Raw genomic sequence first — 23,738 nt, 5'->3', positions numbered from 1 at the left:
GATTCTATTCGCAGTGTCAAGCGCCAAGCGCGGCGCGCTGTTTCCACAGCAGCGCGAGGAAAAACGGTGCGCCGAGCAGCGCGGTGAGGATGCCCAGTGGAATCTCGGCCGGCGCGGCGAGCGTTCGTGCTGCCAGATCGGCGCAGAGCGCGACGAGCGCGCCGAGCAGCGCCGCGCCCGGCATCGCGATCCGCTGGTCGGGGCCGACCGCGAGCCGCACCCAATGCGGCGCGATCATCCCGATGAAACCGATCATGCCGGTACACGAGACGAGCGAGCCTATGCATAACGCGGTGCCGACGATTACGCGGCGCTTCACGCGCAACACCGGCACGCCGAGATGCTGCGCCTGCGTTTCGCCGAGCTGCAGTGCGTTCAGCGCGTGCCGCTCACGTGCGAGCAGCGCGCAGCCGACGAGCGCGAACGGCGTGATCGCGACGATCGTGCGCCATTGCGCGCCTCCCACGCTGCCAAGGCTCCAAAACGTCAACGAACGCAACTGCGTGTCATTGGCGAAATAAGTCAGCAGTCCGATCGTCGAGCCGCAGAGCGCATTGATTGCGATGCCGGCAAGCAGCAGTAGCGGCAGCGCGAGCTGGCCGCGCGTTGCCGCGAACCGGTGGATGATCGCCGCGACGCCGAGCGCGCCCGCGAACGCGGCAATCGGCGGATAGCCGAGCGCGACCGGTCCGGCGACGATGCACGGCCCGAGCACGATCAACGCCGATGCCCCGAGCGCCGCGCCGCTCGATATGCCGATCAAGGCCGGATCGGCAAGCGGATTGCGAAACAGCGCTTGCGTGGCTGCCCCGGCCATGCCGAAACCGGCGCCGACCAACGACGCGAGCGCGACACGCGGTGCGCGGATTTCCAGCAGCACCGCTCGCGCTTGTCGCAACATGGGGTCGCTCGACAGCAGCGTATCGGAGGCCGTAAGCGCGTCGAACAATTGTGCGGGCGTGAGCGGATAAGCGCCGATGCAAAGCGCGGCGATCGCGGCAAGCGCGAGTGCCAGCGCGAGTGCGGTGAGCGTGCGGAGGGCGCGTCGCCGGCGATGCGCGTTAGGGGCGGCGTTGGCGGGTGCGGATTCGATGAGCGGCGCGGGACGTGCCGAATCGGCCGACGGGGAGCGGGTGGCGGGTCTCATCTCAACGGGGTGCGGCGATGGCGCTGCGGTGGAAGATGATCAGCCAGCGCGATGTGCCGCGCGGCAGGGGGCGGTTGTTTTGTCATGCGTGATGCAAAACGGGCAGGCCGCGCGGGTTCGCTCGATGCGGCGAGGATGCGCGAATTGAATACGTAATGGGCTGAACGGGGCGGGCGCAGTGGCGCGCGGCGGCCGTGCCTGTGTGCGGCACGCAAGACGCGCCGAGCGGCGTGCATTAGACGCGCCGGATTCACCAAACGCATCTTTCGCGATTGCGTCGAATCTATCGAATGCATTAAGCGTGCCGAACCCGGCGACCGGCGCGTCGTCGACAAAAATACAATGGAATCCGAAAGATCCATCGAATCCGGCATAGCCACGGCGATGTGAGCGCGCGCGTTCATACGAGGGCGGTGTTCAGCCGGCGCTGCAACTCGGCAACCGCTTGCGGCAGGCGCGGCCCGAAGCCGAGCAGAAACAATGCGTCGAGCGCAACGATGCGCCGTGCGCGCGCGGCCGGCGTCGCCGCGAAGCCGGGCGCGGCCCATAGCGCGTCGCTGCCGCCGAGCGCCTGCAACCCTTCGTCCGTGATCAGCACCACGTCCGGTGCGGCGCTGGCCAGCGCCTCGGCGTTCAGCGGTTTGTAGTGATCGAAGCCGGCCATCGCGTTGCGTGCGCCTGCGTAGCGGATCATTGCATCGGCGGCGGTTTGCCGGCCGGCGACGAGCGCTTGATTGCCGGTGTGGTTGAGCACGAACAGCACGCGCGCGGGGGTGCGTTGCGTTGTGCGGGGCGGCGCGGCCTCGACGCGTGCGACGCTCGCCCGCCAATCGCGCTCGAAGCGTGCGAGCAGCGCATCGCCCGCTTGCGTGAGCGAAAGTGCCTGCGCGATGCCGCGAATCTTGCGGCGCACCGATTCGACATCGTGGGTGTCGTCGAACGTCTTGACCGTCACGCCGGCGCGCCCGAGTTGCGCGAGCGCGTCGGGCGGCCCGGCTTGCGACGAGGCGAGTACGAGATCGGGCCGCAGCGACAGCAATCCTTCCGCCGATAACGCGCGCTGGTAGCCGACTTTCGGCAAGCGGCGTGCGGCATCCGGATACGTGCATGTCGTATCGGCGCCGACGAGTTCGTGATGCGCGTTGCGCGCGCCGTCCAATGCATAGATCGTCTCGGCGATCGAGCCGCCGATCGCGATGACGCGCTGAGGTCGCAGGCTCGTTTGGGGCAGCGTGTGCGCAAGCGTGCGCGGATTGACGGCGGCCAGCGCCAGCACGCCTGCGCCAGTGAGGCACTTGCGGCGGCGCATATCGATGCGCGCGCCGCTCATCGCTTCGCTCCGGCTTCGCCGACATGCGCATCGACGCGTGCATCGGCGTTCGCGTCGAACGCCGTTTGCAGCGCGCCGACGAGTTCCCGCCAGCCCGTCAATTCCGGTTGCCCCGGTTTGCGTGCGCCGAACAGCATCGCGATCGATTCGCCGGCGGTGTCGAACAGTTCGAGCGACGTGACGGGGCCGTCGCTCGTCGGCTTGGTCACGACCCATGCCGACGCGATAAGATCGCCGCGCAAATGCAAGTTGAAACCCTCGTCGAGCACGTTGATCCACGGCCCGGTGCGACGGATGTTCCCGACGGGCCCGGTATGGATCTGGATCATCCCGCGATTGCCGACGAAAACCATGATCGGCAGCCGGCTCAGCGCCGCGCGCTCGAGCACGCGGCGCGTGGCATCGGGCGCGACGCGCCGCGCGCGTTGTGCGCCGGCAAGCCGCAACGCCTGCGTGCGCGTGACGCCGAAACGGCCGAGCATGCCGTGGAATGCATGCGTATCGGTCATCGCATCCCACGCGGCGCGCAGGCCGGCAACGTCGATTGCTTCGTCGGGCCTCTCGGCGAGCGCGGCCGGTTCAGGTTCGACGGCGAGCAGCGTGTTTTGCGCCGGTGTGCGCCAGCGCGACACGAACGCATCGAATGCGGCGTGATCACTGTGCTTGCGCAGATAAACCTTATGTACCGCATGGCCGTGCGTATCGAAGAATTGCAGGCTTTTCATCGTCCCGTGCGCGGCCGGCTCGTGAACGGCAAAGCCCGATGCCCAGTGTCGATAGAAAATCCGCAGATCGATCGCGCCGAGTGCGAGGCCCACCGGGCCGTCGTGGCTCATCTGCTCGAATGCGCCGTCTTTCTCGTGGATGGCGGCCGTATTGCGCGTCAGCGCCATGATGCCGCGCAGCCGCGGCATTTCCTCGAACAGCTCGATGAAACTCGGCTCGAGCCGCACGACGCGTTCGCCCGCGAACGCCGCGAGCGCTTCGCCCTCGCTGACGCCGAGCAATTGCGCGGCGTCGCGGTTGCGCAGCTTGCGGGTTTCCTTCAGGCGCAGGAACGCGTCGCGCAGTTCGTCGGGCGCGAGCGTGCGGCCGGCCGCGGGCGCGGCAGCGGATGCGGCAATGTTCATCATGTCGGTATTCCTCGAAGGCCGGATGGCGGAAGGGTGGGCGAAGCGCATCAAAAATCCACTTTCATGCTGACCGCTACGCTGCGGCCCGGCGCGGTATAGGCGTCGAGCACTTTCGAATCGGCGGCGATGCCGCGCACGTCCGACCAGTTCCAGTATTTGCGGTCGAACAGGTTATGAATGCCCAGATAGGCGCTGACATGCTTGTTGAAGCGATAGCCGCCGCGCAGATCGACAACGAACGACGACGGCGGCGTGAAGCAGGTTTTTTGCGCGCAGGTATCCGGCGGCACGTCGCGATGGCGTTTGCCTGCCTGCAGTAGCAGATCGGCCTGCGCGAACCAACGCTCGCTGGGCTCGTAGCGCACGCCGAACACCGCGGAGAACGGATTGATCGTGTCGAGCGGCTGGCCTGCCGCGCCATTGTCCTGCGTCGAGCCTTTCGTGAAGGCCATCGCCGTTTTCAGCGTGAAGCCGTTCGGCATCACCCATTGCGCGCGTCCTTCGAAGCCGTGAATCCGCGCATTCGCGAAATTCACATACTGGAACACGAGCGGATCGCTTGGGCGGCCGGTGCCGCCAATCGTGCGCTGCGCGATGAAGTTGCGATAACGGCCCGCGAATGCCGCGACGCTATAGTGCAGCGGTCCATGACCCGTGCCGAGTGTGCCGCGCAGGCCCGCCTCGATCGTGTCGCTGGTTTCCGGCTTCAGATTAGGATTGCCGATCGACGTGTAGCCGTAGATCGGATTCGAGAAGCTGTTGTTGACCTGATCGGGCGTCGGGGTGCGGAAGCCGTGCGCGTATTGCGCGTATGGAGTCAGCGCGGGCGATACCTGATACAGCACCGCCAAGCGTGGCGACAGCGCGTGATCGCTCGTGTTGACCGCCTGCCCGGGATAGAGCGGATCGCGCGCGGCCGGGCTTAGGCGATAGGCATCCAAGCGCAGCCCCGGCGTGACGAGCAGCCGGGCGTGGCTGATTTGGTCCTGAACGAACGCGCCGACGAGCGTGTAGTCGGTGTCGGGAAACGCTTTGTTCGGGAACGACTCGCCGGGGCTCGCGACGGTGCCGTCGCGCAGGCTCTTGATCCGATCGACGCTGCCGTCCACGCCGTACAGCAGCTTATGCGCGAGCGGCCCGGTCGTGAATGCGCTCTCGGCGAATGCCGAGCCGCCGAGCGCGCGCTCGCTATAGCGGTTCGCGCGCGAGCGCGAGCGGAAGTTTGCGCCGCGCGTTTCGAACGAGTACTGATCCTGCGTGGCTTCCTGATAATAGAGCTGTACGTGCGCGGTCTGGAACCAGCGGGCGGCATCGTCGTGGAAGTCGTAATCGATGCTGAAGCGGTTGCGTTCGAGCTTGTCGTTCGCGGTGAGGCCGAGCGTTGCAGGCGGATTGATCGCCGATAGCACGTTCGTGTCGATGCGGCGCCGCACTGTTTCGGCGGTGAGCTTGAACGTATCGCGAGAGGTGGGCATCAACGTCAGCTTGCCGAGCAGCGATTCTGTGTAGACATCCTGAGGATTCGCACTCGTGCGCGCGGCGCTTGCCGAATTGTCGTGGCCGTGCGTGTCGAGTTCGTGTCCGCGGCGGCCGGATGCGATCAACATCGCCTGTATGCGGTCGTTGCCCGCGGCGGCCGAAACCGTCGCGCCGAAACTGCGATCGACCGAGTCATAGCCGGGGCGCAGCGAGAAGTAAGTTTTCTTTCGGTAGACCGATAGCAGGTCGGACGGGTCTTTCGTGATGAAGTTGACGGCTCCTGTCAGGCCGTCGCTGCCGTACAGCGCCGACGCGGGGCCGCGTAGAATCTCGATGCGCTTGAGCGTGTCGAGATCCGCGTAGTCGCCGCGGCCCGCTTCGAGCGGGCCGAACGAAAACGCGCTCGGCAGGCGAATGCCGTCCTCCATCAGCAGCACGCGATTGCCCTCGAGGCCGCGGATGTTGATGCTCGAATCACCGCCGCGGCCGCCCGCCGATGCCGCGCCCGCCGGGCGATACGGCGGGCGGCGCACGGTGACGCCGGGTTCGTAGCGCAGCGCGTCCTTGATGGACGCCGCCTGTTGCTCTTCGAGATCGGTGTCGGTCAGCGTCGATACGCTCGCCGCGATGCGGCTCGCGGCGGATGCGGTGCGCGTGGCGGTGACGGTAATCGGATCGAGCGTGCGCCCATCGCCGTGCGCGGCGAGTGCGCCGGGTTCGGATGCGCCGGAAATGGGTTTGGCGCGCGCCGGATGCGTTGTCGCGGCCGCGCGGGGTGCGGCGGCATCGCGTGCGGCAGGTTGCGGCGTGGCGTTCGCGGCAAGCGGCGCGGAAGCGGTGCGCGGCACGAAGGTGGATGCGGCGTCGGCGGCGGACGCGGCTGCCGCGCAGAGGCCGAAAGCGCCGGTCAGTGCGGCGCGAAGCGGCCGGCACGCCAACAAAGGTTGATGCACGGTTTGGTCTCCCAGTGTCGAATGAGCCCGAAGGCTGGCTGGGTGACGCATGCACCTGGCTGGCCGCCTGCGCGATCAGGCCGCAGGCGGGGTGAAAGGAAAAATCCGTCAGTTAGAATGCAAAGTGTAATTGAGAATTATTATCATTTCAACCGAAAAGGCGAAATCATGGAGCCCGCAAGGCTGTCTGCCGGACAGGCGGCAGATCGCTCTGGGCCTTCGGCCGGCGCGCATCCCCAATGCTGACCGGGCCACGGACGCGCATCGCGGTGGCTGGCCGGACGGCCGCGCCCCTCACGATGCATAGGACAACGGACGATAGTCATGTTGCCTTTTTCGTCGCCCGCGCCAACACGCACCGACGGATGGAAAACGAAGGAGATTTCTATGCTATGCCGGCGGATGCGACGCGATTGCAAGCACTAACGAAATGCCAGCGCATATCTCGGCGATTGAGCGCTAATTCAGCAATGCATGATTATTAGGAAATTGTCGGCCCGCATCGCACATTATTTTTTCGAAATGACGTGCAATCAGTATTCGTCCAATGAATTTGGGGGTGGCCGTGCCCGGTTGAAGCGTTTTCGGCGCGTTGATTTGACTTTTGAATACCCCATACTGTGCGGCGCTGCTTTGACGCAACGCATTCCAGATACATGAGGCCGAGCCAGCGTAAACCAGCGCTTTCATCGTGCCGGTGCGCTGCCGGCGCGACGTCACTGCCACGATATCGAGCCCGGTATGCGGCCCGTCGAATCGGTTGACGGATGTTGAATCGTCTGCAATGCCGTGTTGCACGTGTTGCAGACCAAAATGACGAGAGTTGCCGCTATATTGTGTTTCAATTTGGCGGCGCAACAATTTCAATAATTCGATATACGAGGAAATCATGGTTCCCCAAGCCGGAACGATCGACGATCCACTATCGACCGCTTACCGGAAGATCAATCTGCGCGTGCTCGCGTTTCTGGCGACGTGCTATTGCATTGCGTATATCGATCGCGTCAACATCGGTTTCGCGAAGCTGCAGATGCAGCACGACATCGGCTTCAGCGAAGCGGCATATGGCCTTGGCGCGGGCATCTTCTTTCTCGGCTACATGTTGTTCGAAGTGCCGAGCAATATGTTGCTCGTCAGGGTCGGCGCTCGCCGGACATTGAGCCGGATCATGGTGCTGTGGGCAGCGGCGTCGATCGCGACCGGCTTCGTCGCCGACATCACGACGTTCTACCTGCTGCGCTTCCTGCTCGGCGTATTCGAAGCGGGCTTCGCGCCGGGCATGATCTACTTTCTGACCCGCTGGTATCCGCCGCAAAGAATGGGGCGTGCGATGGCGCTGCTGCTGTGCGCCGGGCCGATCGGCTCGATCGTCGGCGGGCCCATGTCCGGCTGGATCATCGCGAATCTTTCCGGTGTGGCCGGGCTTGCGGGCTGGCAATGGATGTTTATTCTCGAAGGCATGCCCGCACTGTTGCTCGGCGTCGTCACGTTCGTGGTTCTTTGCGAATCGCCGGCGCAGGCGCGGTGGTTGACGTACGCGGAGCAAACCGCCGTGTCGGAAGACATCGAACGGCATCGGCCGCGGCGCGATAGCGCCGGGTGGCGTCACGTGCTGCCGCGCGTGCTTGGCAATCGCCAGATCTATCGGTTGGCCGCGGTCTACTTTGGCTTGATCAGCGGTTTGTATGCGGTGAGTTTCTGGCTGCCGACCCTTCTCAAAGCAGCGGGCCTGCGCGGCTACGTCGAGATTGGCCTTTATTGTGCGATTCCGTATCTCGTCACCGTCGCGGTGATGTTTGTCGTCGGCCGGCACTCGGACCGCCTTGGCGAGCGACGCACGCACGCGGCGCTGATGGCGGCCGTTGGCGCGCTCGCACTGGCCGTGGCCGCGCACTGCTTCGACCGCTTCGCGATCGCGTTGACGGCGATCACGATCGCGACCGCGGCGATGTATGCGTCGTATACGGTTTTCTGGGCCATCCCGACCGATTATCTCGATGCGTCGCACGCGGCCGTCGGTATCGCATTCATCAACACGCTGGGCTTGTTCGGCGGCTTCGTCAGCCCGACGCTGATCGGCTGGATCAAGTCGGCGAGCGGCAGCGGCGAAGCGGGTTTTCTCGCGATTGCAGCGTTGTTGCTACTCAGTGCGATTCTGTTGATCGCGCGTCCTTTGCCTCGTATCGATGCGGTGAGTCCATGAAAATCTTTGTTGCCGGGTTTGGCCATGAAACCAACACATTCGTCTCATCGCGCGCGCGATATGACGATTTCGACGGCGGCGCGTATGGGCCGATTTTCGTCGGCGACGCGATTTTTTCGCTGCGCACGCAAAACCTGCCGATCGCGGGGTTCATCGACGTGATCGGCAGGACATCGAATCAAGTGATGCCGGGCATCTGGGCGCACGCGACGCCGTCCGGATTCGTGACCGACGACGCATATGAACGCATCGCGAACGAGATCGTCGAGCGTGCGCGGCACGCTCGAGCCGATGCGATCTATCTCGACTTGCACGGCGCGATGGTCACCGAACGGTTCGACGACGGCGAAGGTGAATTGCTCAAACGTTTGCGCGCGGTCGTGGGCCCCCGGGTGATCATCGTCGCATCGCTCGATCTGCATGCGAACGTGACCGAGCAGATGTTCCATCATGCTGACGCGCTCGTGCCGTTCCGGACTTATCCGCATGTCGACATGGCCGAAACCGGCGCGCGCGCGGCGCGCGTGCTGCTGCGGATCGGCTCCGGCGGGCGGCGCGAGCATCGCGTGTTCCGCCGGATGCCGTTCCTGATTCCGATCGAGGCGATGGCGACGTCGCAGGCGCCCGCGTCGCATCTGTATGCGCTCGTTGCGCGCTTGGAGCGCGAATACGAAGTCGATCTATCGGTTACGCTCGGCTTTCCGTCCGCCGATATTTGCGAGTGCGGCCCGGCGATCTGGGGCGACGGGGTGAACCGCGCGGAGCTGGATGACGCGATTGCGCGGCTCGAGCAGGTGTTTTGCGCCGATGAGGAGAATTGGCAAGCGGCTTATCTGTCGGCTGACGAAGCGGTGCTGCGCGCCAAGGAGATTGCACGCTCGGCGGCCGGCCCGGTCGTCATCGCCGATACGCACGACAACCCCGGCGCGGGCGCGGGCTCGGATACCACGGAAATACTCGAGGCGCTGCTGCGCCATCGCGTGCCGCGCGCCGCATTTGGCCTGCTTTACGATCCCGCGGCTGCGGCCGCGGCGCATGCGGCGGGCGTGGGCGCGAGCGTCGATCTGACGCTCGCCGCGCACACGGCCCGGCCGCTGCCCGTGCGGTGTTTCGTCGAAGCGCTGGCGGACGGCCGCTGCAAGCTCGAAGGTCCGATGATGCGCGGCACGGAGTTGCGCCTTGGGCTATGCGCGTGCCTTCGCGTCGAAGACGTGCGCGTGGTCGTGACTAGCATGAAGACGCAGTTGCTGGATCGCAACTTGTATCGGATGGTCGGAATCGAGCCTGAGCGGATGGCGGTTCTCGTCAACAAGAGTTCAGTGCATTTTCGTGCGGCATTCGAGCCAATTGCGGAGGAAATTCTGATCGCGCGCACGCAGGCCGGGATCGTGACCGATCCGGCCCGCCTGTCGTGGAAGAAGCTGGACCCGGCGATGCGGTTATCGCCCGGGGGCAACGCGGGACGCGCGCCTGGAGTTTGAATGGGCGGCAGACGTTGCATGGCGGCGTTCGTTTGGCCTCTTTAACGCAACTAACGGTCTACCCCTGCCGCTCACTGCCAGGCGCGGCGAAGCCGCGCGGTCATTTACTGCGAGCGTTCATTCGGACAGCGGCAGAGAGGCGCATTATTCACACCATTCGTGCTATCTGCGCTATGACAACGATTCGAGCCGGATGAGCAGCCTGCGAACGTGGGCGAGATACGCATGATGCGCGTCATGTTCGGCGGGCACGTCGAGATGCGACGTTTCGGCAAGCTCGATTTGACGAATAAACTCGTCGCCGAGCGCGCGTTTGGTTTCCGGCGCAAGGGTGCGAATCAGCGACACGAGCAGCAATTCCTGTGCGTGAAGCATGCCGGACAGGGTATGGGTGTTCATGCTGGCCTCCGTTGAGGAAACGAGTGGCGTGGTGGGACGGTATGCCTGTTGTTGATCGTAATGCATTGCGGCGGACGCCTGGAGCAGCACATGGGCCGGCGCGTCAGGGCAGCGCTGCTGCTCGGCAACAGTTGGCACAACCTATCGGTCTTCAGGCCCCTGCTACGTCCCAGATCGATTTCATCACGATGCCACGCCCTTCGAGCGCCCATTCGCGCGCAACTGCGCCGCCGTCGGTCGCGTGTGCGCGATGTGCTGGCACGCGAACATTCCCCGTTTTACCGTCCCGCGAGAAGCGCCGTCCGCTTGATGGCTTAGTCGAAATCAACAGGAAGATGAAGTCTAGGTCGGCAAGCGCGTCTGTCTGCGTCGGCTTATCGTGTGCGGCGATGTATGACGGCGAGGCGCACGTCACGCGGTAATTGTCCGTCATCTGCTTTGTAACCGTTGAACTGTCCGGCGGCACGCCAAAGTGGATTGCGAGATCGATGCGGTCATTCAGAAGATGGGAGAGATTGTCGACGACGAGGGACGGATGCGCGCGCCGGCCGATCGCACGAAACGGAGGCCGCGGCAAATCTGAGCAAGTGGCTGAAGTCATGATGCCACCAAGAATTCGATGCGAACCGATTATAGAAGCGGCTATCCGCGTATCGTTTGGGTACGGTATGGCATTTGGGACGCGATCCACGGACAATATTTCACATTTTGAGCCGTTACCCGTTACGTTTGGTATCGCGAAATCGATTGACCCCGGCTGGTGATTCGCGTACCGTGTATAGCTGAAGTATTCAGGAAGTTCGATTGGTGCTCATCTCTTGTCCGCCATTTGCGCGGAGTCCGTTGTCCTCTTGTTCCCTCTTGATGCTTCCCCGTCGCTTGCGCAACGGGAACAGTCAACTTATTTTTTTGAGGGATTCAACATGGATACCGGTATCGTAAAGTGGTTCAACGAAAGCAAAGGCTTTGGCTTCATCACCCCGGACGCAGGTGGCGCAGATCTGTTTGCGCATTTTTCGGAAATCTCGGGTGACGGGTTCAAAACCTTGGCTGAAAATCAAAAAGTCAGCTTCGAGACGAAGCGCGGCCCTAAGGGGCTTCAGGCATCGAATATCAAGCCGTTGTAAATTTTTGGGCGTCCACTGTGTTGGATAGTGGACGCTTCCCACTGCATTGGCGTAGTCTCGGCCCTTCGGGCCTTGTCCATTGATCCAGACAGATCAAATTCTCTGTGGGAGACACCGTTCTACACTGGACCTTATTTCACCAATAACAACAATGAAAATTTCTACTCCTATCCAATATCGCGGATACACGGTATCCCCGTCAGCTCACTGCCTGCCGGATGGTTGTTTCTCGTCAAATGTGACACTCGCCCGCTCCGATGTTCGGTCCGGGCTCATGTGCTACGAGTTTTATTCGCTCGGGTATTTCGTCAATGAGGACGACGCGCGCGGTTATTCCGATCAATGGGCGCGAGACTGGATCGATACGCGAGGTTGACGGTACGTCGCCGGTCTGAAAGCACGACCGCACCTCTTCAGTTTCCGGTTTGCCCGGTTTTTCAGCCGAAGCGTGCATCGAGCCACGCCTGCGCCAAATCCTTGCGTGAGCATCGGCCACGTATTCGCCGTTTGCGCGGCGCGGCGTCAGGTCGATGGCGAAGCGGGCTGAATTGAAGCGAATTCTCTCTTATTGCATGATTGCCGCGCGGCCATGACCGCTGCGGAACGTAGCGTGACGGGTAAATTGCCGTTACGTGTTCAGAAGGGCCATGATTTGGCTCGCCTCATGGTCCGACTCGCAACTCGCCATGCCGTCGTTACGCAAGAGTGCGCGAATGGACACGAACATTAGCCATGCACTCGCATCGATCTCGTGATGACCGTCGCGGAGGACACCGTCTAACTCGGCGCGAGCTCCAAACGGCAAAAATTGGTCGACAATGCCGGAGCCGTCACGTCGGATCCGCTTCAATAGGTCGGTTCTGTCCATATAAAACCTCTATTTTTTGCCTGCGTATCCCGACGCAGGGGCGCGCTGGCGAGCGCTTGGCGTGGGACGCGACGAATCACAATTCAAGGTCGAGGACGCTCGTGTCTTGCGAGCAGGTGTCGATGAGGTGCTCCGCATAGGCAGTTGATGCTCGCCGCGCATCACCTGCATTCAGGAAGGGCTTGGCCACCGGGAGCTGGAATACTCGGCTGCGCGATGGCCCGTCGGGGTTTTCCGGCTCCTGGATGCGCACGGCGGCGTTGAAGCCCTCGTCGTAGTTATGCCCGTATCCGGGCTCGGTGGTATGACGTGGATAAACAAGCGGGTAAATTTCCAACCCGCGGTAGAGACGGAAGCTAGTTGCCATCGGGGTACCTCTGAGGCCGCATCACCATGCGGCGCAAGACAGTAGCAGTGCGAGCGACTGAATTCAGTCTTCACACGATCGGCCGCGTTGTTCGGCTTGCGATGAAAGCGGGCAGCCCTGTTTCATCGAAAAGAAGTCTGCGGATATGCGGGAACGGGCCCGGGCAATCATTCGCTTCATGCTACGCCCATTGCCGGACTTGTACAGCGGAAATTTACTTGCCCGTGCTTCGTTGACAAAGCGTCGGAGGGCCGGGTTTCAGGGCGGCATCATGGTTCCGCCATGATGCCGCCCCAAGGCTTTCGTACTCGTGTCAACGGCGGCGAAAGGCTGTTCTGCGCGTTGAGCCGCCGCTGCGTTCGTCCTTGTGTCGAAAATTGATCCTTCCTTTTGTCAGATCGTACACGGAGAGTTCCAGCGTGACACGATCCCCTGCAAGGATGCGGATGTGATTCTTTCGGATACGGCCAGACGCATACGCACCCACCACGACGCCATTGTCGAGCGTGACGCGGTAGTGACTGTCCGGCAGTACTTCGTCTACGATGCCGTCGAGTTCCAGCAGTTCTTCTTTGGCCATTCAAGGTTCCTGGTTAATTGGTGCGGCACCGATGATGCGGTGCCTGGTCAGGCAAGAGGTTGCGAGCGCCGAATGACATACGCTCGGGCGATGACGAGAAGTGCGGGGATGGGCTGCCCCTCCTGTTGTAGACGTCATAGTTCGCGTTGCCGGGGCGATGCGCGTCGTACAGGCGAGGGGGTGAATCAGGCGCGAGGGGCCGCAATACCGGTCCGATCGGGATTGGAGGCGCCAGAGGATACCGTGTTTGCCAGCTTCGCAGGCGATCGGTCAAACAAGGGCTCGCAACGAGCCAATGCACGTCTTATCGTGCAGTGTACAGTTAGTTTTCCAAAGAAGTTGGTGCTGCATTATAACTGAACGCCGCTGCCGGCAGCGTCACGTTCTACGTTACAAAGAGTCCGGGCGGCTGTCACGCCTGTGCGGCGTCGATGCGGGATGCATCGATGTCGGGCACGCGTGAGGTGATTTGTCGTCGGCGTGTGCGGCGGCAGTCGTTATGCGCTGCTATTCGCAGAAGGAAAAGCCGGACAGCAGCGAAATCAGCACCGATGGCGTTAGATACCCCGCGAAAGACCATGAAACGAGCGCCGCAAGGCCGATCGTCACGAGAATGGCAAGGACTACGAACGCTATGCGACCGGCGAGCTTGGTGGGTGCCATTGCCGTCAGCATTGCGTGCACTGGAGGTCGCACATTGGCATGGCATAGCGGATGCACTTGCCGCATCCGCTATGCGGCCGAGCCGTTTTTCGACAAGAGCGCATCGCTCACCTCACGTCAGCCTGACGCCCGGCGCGGCAAGCCGCGTGACTTGCTGATCGTCGATCGGCAGATGCAGCACTGCGGCGATCACGCCGAGCGCGGCCGAGCCATACCACAGCAGATCGTATGAATGGGTTGCGTCGAACACGACGCCGCCGAGCCATACGCCGAAAAAGCTGCCGAGCTGGTGGCCGAAGAATACGAAGCCGAACAGCGTCGTGATGTAGCGCACGCCGAACACCTGCGACACCAATCCGTTTGTCAGCGGTGCCGTGCCGAGCCAGACGAGTCCCATCACGAACGAAAACGCATAGAGGCTCGCAGGCGTGAGCGGCAGCGTCACGAACAGCAGCATCGCGGCCGCGCGCACGAAGTAGATGCCCGACAGCAGATACTTGCGACGCAGAAAGCCGCCCGCATAACCGCACAGGAACGTGCCGATCGTATTGGCAAGTGCGATGCTCGCAAGCGCGATGCCCGCCTGGCGCGCGCTCATGCCTTTGTCGAGCAGATACGCGGGCAGGTGCGCGGTGATGAATGCAAGCTGGAATCCACAGGCAAGAAAACCGAGATTCAGCAGCCAGAAGCCACGGTGGGATAGCGCTTCGCGAATCGCCGCCCGCATCGTTTGTCCGTCATCGCCGGGCACGCCGGGTTCGGCACGGCGCTCGCGCAGCCAAGCGGCGAGCGGCGCGGTAGCAAACATCACGGCGGCGAGCACGACGATCGCCGACACCCAGCCGAGCCCGGCGATCATCTGTTGCGTAAGCGGCACCATGCAGAACTGGCCGAGGCCGCCGATCGTTCCGGCGACGCCGAGCGCCCAAGCACGCTGCTCGGCCGGAAACAACCGCGACAGCGCGCCATACACCGCGCCGAACGCGGTGCCGGATAGCGCGATTCCAACCAGCACACCGGTTCCCAGCGTATAGACGCCGGCCGACGCCGTGTGCGCCATCACGACGAGGCCGAGTGCGTAGAGCACCGCGCCTGCGGCGATTACGCGGGCAGAACCGAAGCGGTCCGCGATCATGCCGGTGAACGGTTGCGCGACACCCCACAGCAGGTTTTGCAGCGCCAGCGCGAAGCCGAATGTCTCGCGCGGCCAGCCGTGCTCGATGGTGACGGGCAGCAGAAACAGCCCCTGCACATTGCGCACGCCGAGCGCCGCGCCCATCAGAAGTCCGCCTGCCACTACGAGTCGCCAGCGGTGTTGCCACGCGTCTGCGGGTCCGATCACCATATGTCTCCGTCATGTGTTCGATTCGACCAAGTGTCGTCGCGCGGCCGGCAACGCTGCGCGCGCCGTGCGGATTCGACTTCGACGGGCGCGCGTTCGGCGACCGTCGTTTGGCCATTAAAGCGCTGACGGGTGCGGCTGCTCAAGTGACTCTTAGGTTGAATTCGCATGCGTGGCACGCATGCGAGCGGGGCGACGGCGGGGGAGAGCGCCGCTGGCATGGGGTTTCGTGGCGGGTTGGCCGGTGCGCACCGGCGTCGCGGGTCATATGCCGTTTGATTTCAACGTGCATTGCGCGCCTCGGCGGCGCGGCGAAACATGTTGCGTCTTCCGGAGGCGTCAGCGCGATCGTCAAGCCGGATCGGCATCGGCATCCACGTCCGCATCCGCCATCGCGGAGGCTTCGTCCATGATCCATGCGACCACCGCGCGCACATCGTCGCGCGCCACCGCTTCGGTCTGATGAAGCCAATACGCGTGCCCGGATGCACGGCCGGCGCCGGGCTCGCCAATCGCGACAAGCCGGCCTTCCGCGAGCAGCGGCTCGACGAGCGCACGCCGTCCGAGTGCGATTCCGCTGCCCGCCAGCGCTGCCTGGATCACCTGGTCGTACTGGTTGAAGCGCAGAATGCCGCGTGTGGGCGCATCGTCAAGGCCGAGCGCGCTCAAATGATCGGACCACCGCAGCAGCGGCCGGCGCGGACCGTCGAATTCGAGCAGCACGTGGCGGGCGAGCGCGGCGGCGTCGAGTGTGTGGACCCCGAGCGACGGATGGGCGACGGGCATGATCGATTCGTCGAACAGGCGGATCGACGCAGGCGGCGCGCTGCTCGCCGGCGAATAGCGGATGGCCAGATCGATGCCCTCGGCGCGCGCGTCGAGTATCTTGTCGTTTGCGGCGACGCGCAGATCGATGTCGGGATGACGGCGCTGCAAGTTGCCGAGCCTCGGCAGCAGCCACAACGCGGCGACGCCGATGCTCGCGGTGATCGTCACCGGCTGGCGCGTCGTCGGATGCGTAAGCGCGTCGACGGCTTCCTGCAATTGCTGGATCGCGCCGTCTGCCGCGCGAAACAGCCGCTCGCCGTCGGCGGTGAGCGAGATGGACCGGTAACCGCGGTTGAGCAGGCGCACGCCGAGAGTTGTTTCGAGCGCATTGATCTGCCGGCTGACGGCAGACTGTGTGACGCACAGATCCTGCGCGGCGACGGTGATGCTCATGCGCCGCCCGACCGCGACAAAACCGCGGATCAGATCGAGCGGCGGGAGCTTGACGAGAGGGACTGCCATGCGCACTCCTCATGCGAGAGATGCGGGAAGATTGATTGAGCGAATCGCGAAGGTCAAGTGCAATAGGCAATGCGGTGCAATCCGCACGAACCGCGATGCGGCTCGCCGGCAGCGGTGGTGCGCATGACGGGCGTGCATGCTGAGGATGATGGGATGAGCGAAATGACCGGGACGGGCGAAATCAGCGTAGCGAGCGGGACAGACGATAACGACACGGGCTTAACCGAGCCGGAGCCGATCACCGTGACGGCGGCCGACGGCTATCCGATCAAGGGTTTCGTTTGGCGCCACCGCGCGGTGCCCGCTGGCGGCGAGCCGAGGCCCGTGGTCATCGTCAACGCGGCGACATCGGTGCGCTGCCGGTACTATTTCCGCTTCGCCGCGTATTTGCATCGGCACGGTTACGATGCGATCGTCTACGATTATCGCGGCATCGGCGAATCACGGCCCGCGCGGCTTGCACATTTCGACGCCACCTGGCTCGACTGGGGCGAACTCGATTTCGAAGCGGTGCTGCGCCATGTGCTCGATGCGTTTGCGGGGCAGCCGATCGATGTGGTCGCGCACAGCATCGGCGGCTTCGTGGTTGGACTCGCGCCGTCGAACGCACGGATTCGCCGCGTGTTCATGATGGGAGCGCAGTATGCGTATTGGCGCGACTACGCGGCCCGGCACAAGTTTTCAATGCTGTGGAAATGGCATTGGCTGATGCCGCTGCTCGCGGCGCTCTGCGGCTATGTTCCGGCCAAGCGCTTCGGCTGGATGGAGGATACGCCGAAGGGCGTTGCGCTGTCGTGGAGCCGCAGCCGGCCGAATTTCGAGGATACCTATCGCCGCGCGCCGATTTTGCGCGACGACGTGCAACGCCGTGCGCTGGTGCGCCGCTTTGCGGCACTGCGCGCACCGGTGCTCGCGACAAGCGTCACCGACGACGAATTCGGCACGGTTTCGGCGATCGAGCGGCTGCTCCGGTATTTCACGCGCAGCCGCGTCGTGCATCTGCGGATTTCTCCCGATGCGATCGGCGCGGATCGCATCGGGCACTTCGCGTTTTTTCACAGCCGCTTCGAGGCGAGCCTGTGGCCGATTTCGCTCGATTGGCTGAAGAACGGCCGGATGGCGCCGTCCACGCCCGGCCGGATCGTGTCGCAGCGTGATTGCGCCGATGCCGAGTGAATCGGGTCGGCCGCGATGATGGGCCATGCGCACGGCGAAGGTCGTGTCGGGCTGCATCAAGGCGCGGCAGCGTTTGCGGCTTGCGCCGCGCGCACCGCACGCGCCGCTCGCTCGACGAAATCGCGCTCGACGCTGGTGAGCGCTTCGTGCTTGCCGTCGGGCATGACGACGATGAGCTGATGAGTGACATCCTGCGTGGTCCACGCCAGATAACCGACGACGATGAGCATCACGCCCGCGACGAGCAGCACGTTCGTGCCGCTCAGGCCGCCGTAGATCGCGGCGGCGAGCCCGATCAGCGAGATCGACCACGGCACGAGCTTATTTTTGGGGATAGTCAGAACTTCGACATCACGAATTTCGCGCAGCGCGAAGAGTTGCCCGCCGGCGGACAGGCCGTTGCGCGTGATCGTCACGCCGCGTTCGTTGAAGGCGTTTTCCATCGAGGCATTGCAAAACGGAAAACGCGCAGGGTAACAGATTTACCCGCGGGGATAGCGAGACCCGATGCCGCAGCGCGCGGCAATGGAAGGCCGCGAGCGGAAAGAACGGTGACCAGGCCAGCCAAGCCGGCCAGGATGATGATCGTCAGGACAGCTATCGAGACAGCGTCATGCTGCTGCCGCGCCGATGCACACCGCAATGCACGTCAATATAGTGCGGTGCCGCCTTCGTACAGCCGCCCCGGCACGTGAGACGCGACGGCCTCGGCGATTTCGGCTTCGGTGCTTTCGGCCGGCACGATCCGGCGGCGCGCGGGCGCATCGAGATGCATCGTCCATTCGACGAGACGATACGGGCGTCCCCATGGCCGCTGCATGGTGACCGAAACGCGGCAGCTCTGCACCGGGAATGCATGTTCGTGCGTGAGCAACGTATGCAGACCGCTGAAAACGGTATCCTCAATCATCGTTTCCTCCGATCCTGTCTTGCATGGGCGGCGCGTGCCGCCTCGATCCGGATAAAAAAATGCCGCCGATGCTCAGGCGGCCAACAGGGGGGGTGTGAGTATCCTCTCAATTCAGAATTAAGCGAAACTTAAAAGGCGCAAAAAAAACGCCCCGCACGAAGTGCGGGGCGTTTTGCCGCGATATGCCGCGAATTGCCGAGCGCTGGCTCAGAACTTGTGGCGGATACCGACGCGCGCGGCGATCTGGTTCTTCGAACCCGTGCCCGACGTGTTGAAGTAGCTCGTCGACGAGCCGATCTGCGCCTGCACGCCGTTGCCCGAACCTTGCTGGTAGACGACAAGGCCGTACACGTCCGTGCGCTTGCTGAGCGCGTAGTCGAGCGCGGTGTTGACTTGGTTCCAGTGATACGACTGGCCCGCACGGGTCAGGTTCGAATACGTGTAGCCGACCGCAGCCGACAGCGCCGGCGTGAATGCATACTTCGCGCCGCCTTCGTAGGCGTTGTATGCCGCGCCCGCCGCGCCCACAGCGTCGAATTGCGTGCGCGTCCACAGCGCCCAGAGCGACGCCGGACCCCAGATGTAGCGTGCGCCGACGCCGTAGCTGCGCAGATCGCGCACCGTGCCGAGGCCGATGTTCGCGACCGTCGTCGAGAATGCCGGCGTGGCTTGGCTCGGATAGCGGATGTCGGTGTATGCCGCGCCGATGCCGATCGGGCCGTTCGCATAGTTCAGGCCGAAGCTGTACGCGCGCGACGAACCGGGCGTGGTCGTCGTGCCCGCCGTCGTCGCCGGCGCGCCGGCGAAGTTCGTCGAGTTCGAGAAGCCGTACAACGCGCCGAACGTGAAGCCGGCGTAGTTCGCGCTCTGGAACTTCACCGCGTTGTTGATGCGGCTCGACGTAAGCTGGTCGATATCGTTGACGTGGTACGCGTAGTTGCCCGCGACCGTGTTGCCGCCCGTCGAGTAGTTCGAGCCGAGGATGTCGGTCGAGAACGAGTACTGGCGACCAAACGTCAGCGTGCCGTATGCTTGTTGCGACAGGCCCACGTAAGCTTGACGGCCGAAGATCGCGCCGCCCTGGCCGATCGTGCCGTTGCCGCTGTTGAAGCCGTTTTCGAGCACGAAGATCGCGCGCAGACCGCCGCCCAGATCTTCGGTGCCGCGCAGGCCCCAGCGGCTGCCTTGCGCGACGCCGTCGTCATACTTGAAGAGCTTGCTCGAGCCGCCGGTTGCGTTCTTGCTGTGGTTCACATAGCTGATACCGGCATCGATGATGCCGTACAGGGTGACGCTGCTTTGCGCATGCGCCGCGCTCGCCGTTGCTGCGAGGATAGCGGTGGTCAACAGTTTCTTGTTCAAGGAAATCTCCGACGAGTAGAAAAGGTGGGTTCCGCGACGCTCTTTAAGGCGCCTGGAAGGAACGGAAGCGAACTGTATCGATGGCGCACTTAATGAATATGACAACGGCTGTCACAATGTCTGGATGTCGCGCCCGCGCCACACTGGACCGCCAGCATGCGCATGGCGGTTCGGCGCTGCCGTGAACCGGGCGGTGCGCCCGCGCGCTGGAATATCTGTATGAAAATCGCTTGGTTGGCCCCTGCGGCGCGGCATGCGACGATGCGCGCTTTAAATGAATAATCAATCAGGACCGGAAGGGAACACCATGCAGAGATTGACTTCGATCTTCCGCCGGCTGGCGGGCGGCGCGGCGTTGGCGTTGGCGTTGGCGGCAACGCTCGCACATGCGGATGGCACGGCGCTGAAGGTCGGCACGATGAGCGGCCCGGACGCGGACATCTGGTCGGTGGTGACGAAAGTCGCCGCGCGCGACGGGCTCGCGCTCAAGGTGATCGAATTCAACGATTACGTGCAGCCGAACGCGGCGCTTGCCGCAGGCGATCTCGATGCGAACGGTTTTCAGCATCAGCCGTTCCTCGACAGCGAGATCGACAAGCGCGGCTATAAGATCGTCAGCGTCGGGTTGACCTACGTGATGCCGATGGCCTTTTACTCGAAGAAATACAAATCGCTCAAGGATCTGCCGGCCGGTGCGAAGGTCGGGATTCAGAACGATCCGTCGAACGGCAATCGCGCGCTGAGGCTGTTGCAGAAGTACGGGCTGATCAAGTTGAAGGCGGGGACCGGCGCGAATGCGACGCCGCTCGACGTCGCGGAAAATCCGAAAAAGCTCAAGCTCGTCGAACTTGACGCCGCGCAACTGCCGCGCGCGCTGCCGGATCTGGACGCGGCATCGATCAACACCGACTACGCGGTGAAGGCCGGGCTGACGCCGGTGAAGGATGCGATCGCAATCGAGGATCTGAAGGGGCCATACGCGAACCTGATCGCCGTGCGCACGCAGGACAAGGACAAGCCTTGGGTGAAGAAACTCGTCGCCGCGTATGAATCGGACGAAGTGCGCAAGTTCATCGAAACGAAGTTCAACGGCGCGATCGTTCCGGCGTTTTGACGGGCATGGGCGGCGCGTGCTTTTAGGCAAGCGCCGACCATGCCCCGCCGGCTCAAGCCGACAACAGCGAACCGGTCCGGAACGGCGTCGCTCCGGCGATCCGCGCGATTTCCATGCCGGCTGTCGCGAAACGCGCGATCTGGCGTGCGTACAGCACGCCGGACACGCTGCTCTTCAACGTAATGACGCGCTCGGTCAGCGGATCGACGATATCGACGACCGCTTGGCCCGCTTCGATCCACACGCCTACCGGCGTGTGGAACACGATGATGCCCGAGACTGGCGCGACGAGCGGTTCGGTGCCTGCAAGCGGTGTTGCCGCGAATTCGAGCGGCGGCTGCGGCGCGGGCGTGCCTTCGATGGCGCCGCGCAGCGTCAGATAGTCTACGAGCGCCTGCGCATCGTGCTCGGCGAGCGCATACGACACGTCGCGCTCGCTGCGCAGCTCGACCGTCACCGAGATCGAACCATTCGGAATCGGATAGCGCTCGCCGAAGCGGCTGCGCAGCTCCGACCAGCAGAAGCTGTGGATTTCGTCGAACGGATTGCCCACCGAGTTCAGCGCGAGCAGCGATGCCTTTGCGCCCAGGTAGCGCGCAAGCGGCTCGACTTCTTCCCACAGATCCGGATTCGTATACAGGTGCATGACCGCATCGGAATCGCAATGCAGGTCGAGCACGACGTCGGCGTCGTAGGATAGCCGCTGCAGCGCGAGCCGTTGCGATTCAAGCTCGGTGCGCGGCTTCTGCGCATCGAGCGCTTCGCGGATCGCGGCGCGCACGGCGGCGAGGTTCTTTGTTGCATCGTGCGTCAAGCGGCCTTCGACGCGCGGGAGCGCGAGCGCCGCCAGATCGTGGAAATTGCGGTTGAAGTTCTGCATCGAGCCGAGTTCGAAGCGGCCGAGATGGTCGCCGAACACATGCTGCGAGAGGCCGATCGGATTCGCGATCGGCACGACGACGATTTCGTCACGCAATCTGCCAGCGGCTTCGAGCTTCTCGAGCTTGCGGCGCAGCAGGGTCGCGACGAGCATGCCCGGCAATTCGTCCGCGTGCAACGACGCCTGAATATAGACCTTCTTCCCGCTGCGCGGGCCGTAGTGGAAGCTGGTGATCTGGCGAGCCGTGCCGATGGCGGGCGAAATCAACGGATGGGTCTGCGTTTGCATGATTGGAATGCGCGGCGCAGCCGCGGCGTGAGTTCGATGTCAGTGAGATGACGATTGTACGTTGGCTGCCGCGGATGCATCAAACGCACGGCGCGGTTTCGGGGGGCGTTGCTCGGCGATGCGGGGACGTGTGCGAGTGTCGGTCCGGCGCTGTCGAGGGCGCGCGCAGAGCGGCGGCGCGTGCTTAGCGCAACCGGCCGCGGCATGCCGCCGATTTGACGGCACGATGCGTTGCCGTTGCCGGTCATGGTGTCGAGCAGCCCGCCCTTATTTCATCAGAAAGAGCGTAATGAGGAATGGCGCGATCAGGGTCAGGATGAGACCGCTGACGAGCGCGACCGGAATCTCGATCGGCCTGCACGTCTGCTTGATGATCGGGAGCGTCGAGTCCAGGGCCGTTGCGCCGCTCGCGCCGATGCACGGATGAGCGAAACGCGCTCCGGCGCTATACAGCAACACGATGGCGAACAGTTCCCTGAACAGATCGGTGAGCAACGCAACCGTGCCATAGGTGCTGCCCAGGTATTTCGCCACCAGCACGCCGGACAGCGTGAACCATCCGAAGCCGCTCGACAGCGCCAGCGCCACCCCAAACGGCGTGCCGCCGAGCGTCGATGCGATCGCGCCGCCGGCCCACGATCCCAGTATCACGAGAATCGGCACGGCGAGCGTGCGCAGCGATAGCACCTGACGGTTGACGTCGATTGAGATCAAATCGACGCCTACCAGCCAGATCAATGCGTAGAGCAGTTGGTTGGTCGACGGTAGCGGAAGCTTGAGGAGCCACGCGGGCATCGTCACGACGCTGATCGTCACGCCGATCCCCACCATCAGAAGTGCGATCGCGCATTCCTTCAGCGGTTTCAGAATCGCCCGGACCGGCCCGTGCCGCTGGCCCGCGGAGCCGTCGCGCATCGTCTCGGGGCGATGAACCAGCACGATCAAGAGCCACGGGATGAAGGTCGTCAACGCGGCGAACATGAGCGCCAGCGCAACGACATAGCCCACCTCGGAGGCTTGGCTGAGCACATGGCCGAATTCATGCCCGATCGACAGCAGGAGCAGCCAAACGAGCGGCGTGATGAGGCGCACCAGGACGGTTCGGACCGTTTGGCCGATGATCCGTCCGCTTACGTATCCTGCCAGAAGCGCAATGAGTATCGGAAGAATTGCCGTGTCGAGCGTCTGCATTCAATAAGCCTGAGGGGTTGGGGAAAATCGGTTGGGATAATACAGCGTCGGCCAGGGCTGTATTGTCGTTGGTTTTACGCGACGGGCCGACATAACGGCAGAATGCCGGATCGAAAAGCACGAAGCCTTTGACAAAACCGCTCAGCGTGAATGGGCGGCGATGTTGTTTTTATCGATGTTTTCCAATATGGATTGCGAATCGCTGACTGCCCGATAGGGGCGATGCCGACGGTTGGCGCATTGGAGCGATAAATAGAATGATAACGATGTCGTTTTCCATCGCCTCGCAGACGGCAGGCGCAAACGGCGGGCGTCAACCGGCGCGAATGCGCCCGGTTCGGGGCTCGAAAATTCCGGGCCGAGCGTATGTCGATTTCATGTTTCGGATGAAGCCGGCAGTGAATTCCGGGTGAAGCCATTTTGTCCCGGATCAGCGCGAATGGATTTTCGCCGGT

22 protein-coding genes are annotated in these 23,738 nt (G+C 63.3%); 6 read left to right on the top strand and 16 right to left on the bottom strand.

What is annotated here, in order from left to right; translation table 11 throughout:
* Nucleotides 1-16: 16 nt before the first annotated feature.
* The 5 genes from AQ611_RS23755 to AQ611_RS23735 form a co-directional block, all read right to left on the bottom strand.
* Nucleotides 17-1,147, bottom strand: a complete 1,131-nt coding sequence (locus AQ611_RS23755; protein ID WP_083237533.1) for a FecCD family ABC transporter permease — start codon at nt 1,145-1,147, stop codon at nt 17-19.
* 400 nt (nt 1,148-1,547) lie between these two features.
* Nucleotides 1,548-2,477: a heme/hemin ABC transporter substrate-binding protein gene (locus AQ611_RS23750; protein ID WP_069236277.1), complete on the bottom strand. Its 930-nt coding sequence runs from the start codon at nt 2,475-2,477 to the stop codon at nt 1,548-1,550.
* On the bottom strand, nt 2,474-3,610 hold the full coding sequence (locus tag AQ611_RS23745; RefSeq protein ID WP_069236276.1) for a hemin-degrading factor: 1,137 nt from the start codon (nt 3,608-3,610) through the stop codon (nt 2,474-2,476). Before AQ611_RS23745 ends, AQ611_RS23750 begins: the two co-directional genes overlap by 4 nt.
* Nucleotides 3,611-3,657: 47 nt before the next feature.
* Nucleotides 3,658-6,027 (bottom strand): TonB-dependent hemoglobin/transferrin/lactoferrin family receptor, encoded by a 2,370-nt coding sequence (locus AQ611_RS23740; protein ID WP_069236494.1) that lies wholly within the window; start codon nt 6,025-6,027, stop codon nt 3,658-3,660.
* A gap of 474 nt (nt 6,028-6,501) precedes the next feature.
* The gene (locus AQ611_RS23735) at nt 6,502-6,933 is read right to left on the bottom strand and encodes a hypothetical protein (RefSeq protein WP_069236275.1); all 432 of its coding nucleotides are present in this window, start codon (nt 6,931-6,933) and stop codon (nt 6,502-6,504) included.
* Between AQ611_RS23735 and AQ611_RS23730 the strand changes: the two genes are divergently transcribed.
* Nucleotides 6,932-8,245, top strand: coding sequence for an MFS transporter (locus tag AQ611_RS23730; protein ID WP_069236274.1), 1,314 nt, complete (start codon nt 6,932-6,934; stop codon nt 8,243-8,245). The two genes, AQ611_RS23735 and AQ611_RS23730, sit on opposite strands and share 2 nt — an antisense overlap.
* Entirely contained in the window at nt 8,242-9,726 is a 1,485-nt protein-coding gene (locus tag AQ611_RS23725) for a M81 family metallopeptidase (RefSeq protein ID WP_069236273.1), read from the top strand. Before AQ611_RS23730 ends, AQ611_RS23725 begins: the two co-directional genes overlap by 4 nt.
* Before the next feature lie 171 nt (nt 9,727-9,897).
* Here the strand turns inward: AQ611_RS23725 and AQ611_RS23720 are convergent, their stop codons facing one another.
* Together AQ611_RS23720 and AQ611_RS23715 are read right to left on the bottom strand one after the other, a co-directional pair.
* A complete protein-coding gene (locus AQ611_RS23720; protein ID WP_059512740.1) occupies nt 9,898-10,125 on the bottom strand; it encodes a hypothetical protein in 228 nt (75 codons plus the stop codon).
* A 151-nt stretch (nt 10,126-10,276) separates the two neighbouring features.
* The gene (locus tag AQ611_RS23715; protein ID WP_146011751.1) at nt 10,277-10,816 is read right to left on the bottom strand and encodes a LysR substrate-binding domain-containing protein; all 540 of its coding nucleotides are present in this window, start codon (nt 10,814-10,816) and stop codon (nt 10,277-10,279) included.
* A gap of 232 nt (nt 10,817-11,048) precedes the next feature.
* Here AQ611_RS23715 and AQ611_RS23710 point away from each other — a divergent pair, with 232 nt between their 5' ends.
* Nucleotides 11,049-11,252 carry a cold-shock protein gene (locus tag AQ611_RS23710; protein WP_059512873.1) on the top strand — a complete coding sequence of 68 codons (204 nt, stop codon included), beginning with the start codon at nt 11,049-11,051 and terminating at the stop codon, nt 11,250-11,252.
* 151 nt (nt 11,253-11,403) lie between these two features.
* Nucleotides 11,404-11,628: a hypothetical protein gene (locus AQ611_RS26535; protein ID WP_059512744.1), complete on the top strand. Its 225-nt coding sequence runs from the start codon at nt 11,404-11,406 to the stop codon at nt 11,626-11,628.
* A gap of 568 nt (nt 11,629-12,196) precedes the next feature.
* On the opposite strand, the gene AQ611_RS23695 is transcribed toward AQ611_RS26535, so the two are convergent.
* From AQ611_RS23695 to AQ611_RS23680, 4 genes are all read right to left on the bottom strand, one after another.
* A complete protein-coding gene (locus AQ611_RS23695) occupies nt 12,197-12,487 on the bottom strand; it encodes a hypothetical protein (protein ID WP_059512748.1) in 291 nt (96 codons plus the stop codon).
* Nucleotides 12,488-12,800: 313 nt separating this feature from the next.
* Complete coding sequence (infA, locus tag AQ611_RS23690; RefSeq protein WP_059512751.1) at nt 12,801-13,067, bottom strand: translation initiation factor IF-1; 267 nt, start codon at nt 13,065-13,067, stop codon at nt 12,801-12,803.
* 775 nt (nt 13,068-13,842) lie between these two features.
* The gene (locus AQ611_RS23685; RefSeq protein ID WP_069236271.1) at nt 13,843-15,075 is read right to left on the bottom strand and encodes an MFS transporter; all 1,233 of its coding nucleotides are present in this window, start codon (nt 15,073-15,075) and stop codon (nt 13,843-13,845) included.
* Between the two features lie 348 nt (nt 15,076-15,423).
* Nucleotides 15,424-16,362 (bottom strand): LysR substrate-binding domain-containing protein, encoded by a 939-nt coding sequence (locus tag AQ611_RS23680; protein ID WP_069236270.1) that lies wholly within the window; start codon nt 16,360-16,362, stop codon nt 15,424-15,426.
* A gap of 162 nt (nt 16,363-16,524) precedes the next feature.
* Between AQ611_RS23680 and AQ611_RS23675 the strand changes: the two genes are divergently transcribed.
* Nucleotides 16,525-17,538, top strand: coding sequence for an alpha/beta hydrolase family protein (locus AQ611_RS23675; protein WP_374755060.1), 1,014 nt, complete (start codon nt 16,525-16,527; stop codon nt 17,536-17,538).
* A gap of 56 nt (nt 17,539-17,594) precedes the next feature.
* On the opposite strand, the gene AQ611_RS23670 is transcribed toward AQ611_RS23675, so the two are convergent.
* The 3 genes from AQ611_RS23670 to AQ611_RS23660 form a co-directional block, all read right to left on the bottom strand.
* A complete protein-coding gene (locus AQ611_RS23670; protein WP_069236269.1) occupies nt 17,595-17,981 on the bottom strand; it encodes a DUF6232 family protein in 387 nt (128 codons plus the stop codon).
* A gap of 206 nt (nt 17,982-18,187) precedes the next feature.
* Nucleotides 18,188-18,448 carry a DUF2866 domain-containing protein gene (locus AQ611_RS23665; RefSeq protein ID WP_059512766.1) on the bottom strand — a complete coding sequence of 87 codons (261 nt, stop codon included), beginning with the start codon at nt 18,446-18,448 and terminating at the stop codon, nt 18,188-18,190.
* Between the two features lie 207 nt (nt 18,449-18,655).
* Nucleotides 18,656-19,810 carry a porin gene (locus AQ611_RS23660; protein ID WP_059512768.1) on the bottom strand — a complete coding sequence of 385 codons (1,155 nt, stop codon included), beginning with the start codon at nt 19,808-19,810 and terminating at the stop codon, nt 18,656-18,658.
* A 307-nt stretch (nt 19,811-20,117) separates the two neighbouring features.
* On the opposite strand from AQ611_RS23660, the gene AQ611_RS23655 reads away from it, so the two are divergent.
* Nucleotides 20,118-20,924, top strand: coding sequence for a MetQ/NlpA family ABC transporter substrate-binding protein (locus AQ611_RS23655; RefSeq protein WP_069236268.1), 807 nt, complete (start codon nt 20,118-20,120; stop codon nt 20,922-20,924).
* 52 nt (nt 20,925-20,976) lie between these two features.
* Here the strand turns inward: AQ611_RS23655 and AQ611_RS23650 are convergent, their stop codons facing one another.
* Nucleotides 20,977-22,092 carry a succinylglutamate desuccinylase/aspartoacylase family protein gene (locus AQ611_RS23650; RefSeq protein WP_069236267.1) on the bottom strand — a complete coding sequence of 372 codons (1,116 nt, stop codon included), beginning with the start codon at nt 22,090-22,092 and terminating at the stop codon, nt 20,977-20,979.
* Nucleotides 22,093-22,359: 267 nt separating this feature from the next.
* The gene (locus tag AQ611_RS23640; protein WP_059512776.1) at nt 22,360-23,283 is read right to left on the bottom strand and encodes a LysO family transporter; all 924 of its coding nucleotides are present in this window, start codon (nt 23,281-23,283) and stop codon (nt 22,360-22,362) included.
* Between the last annotated feature and the right edge of the window lie 455 nt (nt 23,284-23,738).

Origin of the sequence: Burkholderia singularis (assembly GCF_001718875.1) — a bacterium.
Classification (GTDB): Bacteria; Pseudomonadota; Gammaproteobacteria; order Burkholderiales; family Burkholderiaceae; genus Burkholderia; species Burkholderia singularis.
This window is presented reverse-complemented; position numbering and strand designations above follow the sequence as displayed.

Coding starts and splice junctions, on each gene's coding strand:
- AQ611_RS23755 (WP_083237533.1), bottom strand. CDS start 1,147: ATGAGACCCGCCACCCGCTCCCCGTCGGCCGATTCGGCACGTCCCGCG.
- AQ611_RS23750 (WP_069236277.1), bottom strand. CDS start 2,477: ATGAGCGGCGCGCGCATCGATATGCGCCGCCGCAAGTGCCTCACTGGC.
- AQ611_RS23745 (WP_069236276.1), bottom strand. CDS start 3,610: ATGATGAACATTGCCGCATCCGCTGCCGCGCCCGCGGCCGGCCGCACG.
- AQ611_RS23730 (WP_069236274.1), top strand. CDS start 6,932: ATGGTTCCCCAAGCCGGAACGATCGACGATCCACTATCGACCGCTTAC.
- AQ611_RS23735 (WP_069236275.1), bottom strand. CDS start 6,933: ATGATTTCCTCGTATATCGAATTATTGAAATTGTTGCGCCGCCAAATT.
- AQ611_RS23725 (WP_069236273.1), top strand. CDS start 8,242: ATGAAAATCTTTGTTGCCGGGTTTGGCCATGAAACCAACACATTCGTC.
- AQ611_RS23720 (WP_059512740.1), bottom strand. CDS start 10,125: ATGAACACCCATACCCTGTCCGGCATGCTTCACGCACAGGAATTGCTG.
- AQ611_RS23710 (WP_059512873.1), top strand. CDS start 11,049: ATGGATACCGGTATCGTAAAGTGGTTCAACGAAAGCAAAGGCTTTGGC.
- AQ611_RS26535 (WP_059512744.1), top strand. CDS start 11,404: ATGAAAATTTCTACTCCTATCCAATATCGCGGATACACGGTATCCCCG.
- AQ611_RS23695 (WP_059512748.1), bottom strand. CDS start 12,487: ATGGCAACTAGCTTCCGTCTCTACCGCGGGTTGGAAATTTACCCGCTT.
- infA (WP_059512751.1), bottom strand. CDS start 13,067: ATGGCCAAAGAAGAACTGCTGGAACTCGACGGCATCGTAGACGAAGTA.
- AQ611_RS23685 (WP_069236271.1), bottom strand. CDS start 15,075: ATGGTGATCGGACCCGCAGACGCGTGGCAACACCGCTGGCGACTCGTA.
- AQ611_RS23680 (WP_069236270.1), bottom strand. CDS start 16,362: ATGGCAGTCCCTCTCGTCAAGCTCCCGCCGCTCGATCTGATCCGCGGT.
- AQ611_RS23675 (WP_374755060.1), top strand. CDS start 16,525: ATGACCGGGACGGGCGAAATCAGCGTAGCGAGCGGGACAGACGATAAC.
- AQ611_RS23670 (WP_069236269.1), bottom strand. CDS start 17,981: ATGGAAAACGCCTTCAACGAACGCGGCGTGACGATCACGCGCAACGGC.
- AQ611_RS23665 (WP_059512766.1), bottom strand. CDS start 18,448: ATGATTGAGGATACCGTTTTCAGCGGTCTGCATACGTTGCTCACGCAC.
- AQ611_RS23655 (WP_069236268.1), top strand. CDS start 20,118: ATGCAGAGATTGACTTCGATCTTCCGCCGGCTGGCGGGCGGCGCGGCG.
- AQ611_RS23650 (WP_069236267.1), bottom strand. CDS start 22,092: ATGCAAACGCAGACCCATCCGTTGATTTCGCCCGCCATCGGCACGGCT.
- AQ611_RS23640 (WP_059512776.1), bottom strand. CDS start 23,283: ATGCAGACGCTCGACACGGCAATTCTTCCGATACTCATTGCGCTTCTG.